1 protein-coding gene is annotated in these 4,025 nt (G+C 69.5%); it reads left to right on the forward strand.

Annotated features, from left to right (window positions below):
- The coding region (gene hrpA / locus G3N93_RS35845; RefSeq protein ID WP_241026842.1) for an ATP-dependent RNA helicase HrpA at positions 1-3,974 on the forward strand (3,974 nt) is incomplete at its 5' end.
- Between the last annotated feature and the right edge of the window lie 51 nt (positions 3,975-4,025).

Consider the following 4,025-nt stretch of genomic DNA (forward strand, 5'->3'; position numbering starts at 1 on the left):
CGCGCCGCGAGCGTCCGCCGCGCTCCGTCGTCGCGCCGAACCCGGTCCCGCCGATCACGTACCCCGAAAGCCTGCCCGTGTCGGGCAAGCGCGACGAAATCGCGCGCGCGATCGCCGGTCATCAGGTTGTCATCGTCTGTGGCGAAACCGGCTCGGGCAAGACCACGCAGCTGCCGAAGATCTGTCTCGATCTGGGCCGCGGCCTCGGCGCCGGCGGCACGGGCCTGATTGGCCATACGCAGCCGCGCCGCCTCGCCGCGTCGTCCACCGGCCGCCGGATCGCCGAGGAACTCGGCACGCCGTTCGGCGAAGTGGTCGGCTACAAGGTGCGTTTTACCGACAATCTCGCGCCGGGCGCGTCCGTGAAGCTGATGACGGACGGGATCCTGCTCGCCGAGACGCAGACCGACCCGTTGCTGAAGGCGTACGACACGCTGATCATCGACGAGGCGCACGAGCGCAGCCTGAACATCGACTTCCTGCTCGGCTACCTGAAGGAAATCCTGCCGAGGCGGCCGGACCTGAAGCTGATCGTCACGTCTGCGACGATCGACGCCGATCGCTTCGCGCGCCACTTCGGCACCGACGAGCGTCCCGCGCCCGTGATCGAGGTGAGCGGGCGGCTGTATCCGGTCGAGATGCGCTACCGGCCGGTGGCGGAGGATCGCCCGGCCGTGAAGCACGCCGAAGGCACCGCCGGCCGCGATCGCGTGAAGACCGCGCGCGAAGCCGAGCGCGACCTGATGGACGCGATCGTCGACGCGGTCGACGAGCTGTGCCGCGAAGGCCCGGGCGACGTGCTGGTGTTCCTGCCCGGCGAGCGCGAGATCCGCGAAGCAGCCGAGGCGCTGCGCAAGCACCACCCGCCGCACACCGAGATCCTGCCGCTGTTCGCGCGGCTCTCGGCGGCCGACCAGGACAAGGTGTTCAAGGCGTCGAACGCGCGCCGGATCGTGCTGGCGACCAACGTGGCCGAAACCTCGCTGACGGTGCCGGGCATCCGCTACGTCGTCGATACCGGCCTCGCGCGCGTGAAGCGCTATTCGTACCGGAACAAGGTCGAGCAGCTGCAGGTCGAGTCGATCTCGCAGGCGGCCGCGAACCAGCGCGCGGGCCGTTGCGGCCGCGTGGCCGACGGTGTCTGCATCCGCTTGTACGAGGAAAGCGACTACCAGGCGCGCGCACGCTTCACCGATCCGGAAATCCTGCGCTCGTCGCTCGCGTCGGTGATCCTGCGGATGAAATCGCTGCACCTGACGGCGATCGAATCGTTCCCGTTCCTCGAGCCGCCGCCGGGCCGCGCGATCGCGGACGGCTACCAGTTGCTCAACGAGCTCGGCGCGGTCGACGACGACAACGCGCTGACGCCGCTCGGCCGTGAACTCGCGCGGCTGCCGCTCGACCCGCGCGTCGGCCGGATGATTCTCGCCGCGCGCGACCAGCAGTCGCTGCGCGAGGTGCTGATCATCGCGAGCGCGCTGTCCGTGCAGGATCCGCGCGACCGTCCGATCGAAGCGCAGGAGCAGGCCGACCAGGCGCACCGCCGGTTCGCCGACGAGCGTTCCGAATTCCTGCAGTGGCTGAAGATCTGGGCGTGGTTCGAAGAGGCCGTCGCGCACAAGAAGTCGAACCGCCAGCTCGTCGACGCGTGCCGGCAGAACTTCCTGTCGCACCTGCGGCTGCGCGAGTGGCGCGACGTCCACTCGCAACTGCTGACGGTGGTGCGCGAGCACGGCTGGCGGCTGAACGAAGTCGAGGCGACCTACGAACAGGTCCATCTGGCCCTGTTGACGGGCTTGCTCGGCAACCTCGGCATGAAGGCCGACGACGATCCGCACTATCTCGGCGCGCGCGGGATCAAGTTCTACCTGTGGCCGGGCTCCGTGCTTGCGAAGAAGGCCGGCCGCTGGGTGATGGCGGCCGAGCTCGTCGAGACGAGCCGGCTGTACGCGCGCTGTCTCGCGAAGATCGAGCCCGAATGGGTCGAGAAGATCGGCGCGCACCTGCTGAAGAAGTCGCTGTCGGAGCCGCACTGGGAAAAGCGCCCGGCGCAGGTCAGCGCGTACGAGCGCGCGACGCTGTACGGGCTGCCGATCTACCACCGCCGGCGCGTCGCGTTCGGCAAGCAGGATCCGTCGCGGGCGCGCGAGCTGTTCATCCGCGGCGCGCTGGTCGAGGGCGAGTTCGACACGAAGCTCGCGTTCTTCGCGCACAACCGCAAGCTGCTTGCCGACATCGAGCAGCTCGAGCACAAGTCGCGCCGGCAGGACGTGCTGGTCGACGACGAGCTGATCTACGCGTACTACGACCAGGCGATTCCGGAAGGCATTCACACGGGCGCCGCGTTCGAGCGCTGGTATCGCGACGAAGTGAAGAAGGGCGGCCAGCCCGAGGACAAGCTGCGGCTGCTGTACCTGTCGCGCGACGACCTGATGCGCCACGAGGCGGCCGGCGTGACGACCGAGCTGTTCCCGAAGCGCGCGACGATGGCCGGCGTCGAGATGGCGCTCACGTATCACTTCGAGCCCGGCACGCCGCGCGACGGCGTGACGCTCGCGGTGCCGCTGTATGCGCTGAACCAGGTCGACGCGCGCCGCTGCGAGTGGCTCGTGCCGGGGATGCTGAAGGAAAAGGTGCAGTTGCTGCTGAAGTCGCTGCCGCAGAAGCTGCGCCGGCATTGCGTGCCGTTGCCCGAGTACGCGGCCGGCTTCGTCGAGCGGATGGGGCGCGAGCGCTTCGGCGCGGGCGGGCTCGTCGAGGCGCTGATCGCCGACGTGCGCGGCGAGACGCAAATCGCGATGAAAACGGCCGACTTCAAGCTCGAGACGCTGCCCGCGCACCTGTTCATGAACTTCAAGGTGATCGACGAGCACGGCCGCCAGCTCGCGATGGGGCGCAATCTCGCGCAGCTTCGCCAGGAACTTGGCGCGCAGGCGCAGCAGCAGTTCCAGAAGATCGCGGCGGCGTCGACGATCGCGGTGGGCGGCGATGCCGATGCCGGCGAGCCCATCGGCCAGGCGCCGGCGGCGGCTGCCACGACCGGTGCCTCTGGCCGCAACGCGAAGGCCGGCAAGGGCGCGGCGCCGCAGACGGCCGCGCCGGCGGAAGCCGGCGCGACGGCGCTCTACGAGAACCTGACGACGTGGAATTTCGGCAAGCTGCCCGAGCTGCTGGAGATCCGCCGGCGCGGCCAGACGCTGTACGGCTACCCGGCGCTCGTCGATCGCGGCACGCACTGCGACGTCGAAGTGTTCGATTCGCCGGAGGAGGCCGCGCGCATCCACCGGGCCGGCCTGCGGCGGCTGTTCGCGCTGCAGCTGAAGGAGCCGATCAAGTTCCTCGAGAAGAACCTGCCGGGCCTGCGCGAGATGGCGATGCAGTACATGTCGCTCGGCACGCAGGACGAGCTGCGCGACCAGCTGATCGACACGGCGCTCGACCGCGCGTGCCTGCAGGATCCGCTGCCCGACGACGACGCGAGCTTCCACGCGCGCCGCGACGAGGGCCGGAGCCGCCTGAACCTGCTCGCGCAGGAAATCGCGCGGCTGGTCGGGCAGATCCTGGCCGAATACGCGGGGCTCGTGAAGAAGCTCGCGCAGGCGAAGCCGTTCGCGCAGGCGCATGCGGACCTGCAGCAGCAGCTTGCCGCGCTGGTCGGCAAGCGCTTCGTGATCGATACGCCGTACGCGCAACTGGCGCATTTCCCGCGCTACCTGAAGGGCATCGCGCTGCGGATCGACAAGCTGAAGGCCGATCCGGCACGCGACGCGAAGCAGTCGGCCGACCTGCTGCCGCTCGCCCAGCAGTACCAGCGCGCGGTGTCGCAGCGCGGCGGCGTCGCCGATTCGCGGCTCGCGGAATTCCGCTGGCTGCTCGAGGAACTGCGGATTTCGCTGTTCGCGCAGGAACTGCGCACGCCGATGCCTGTCTCTGTCAAGCGTCTGCACAAGGTCTGGGAGTCGATGCAGCGCTAGCGCAACATCGGTTTCCCGGGCCCGCACCGGCGGCCGGCCCCGGCCGGCCGC

Origin of the sequence: Burkholderia sp. Se-20378 (assembly GCF_017104665.1) — a bacterium.
Taxonomy (GTDB): domain Bacteria; phylum Pseudomonadota; class Gammaproteobacteria; order Burkholderiales; family Burkholderiaceae; genus Burkholderia; species Burkholderia lata.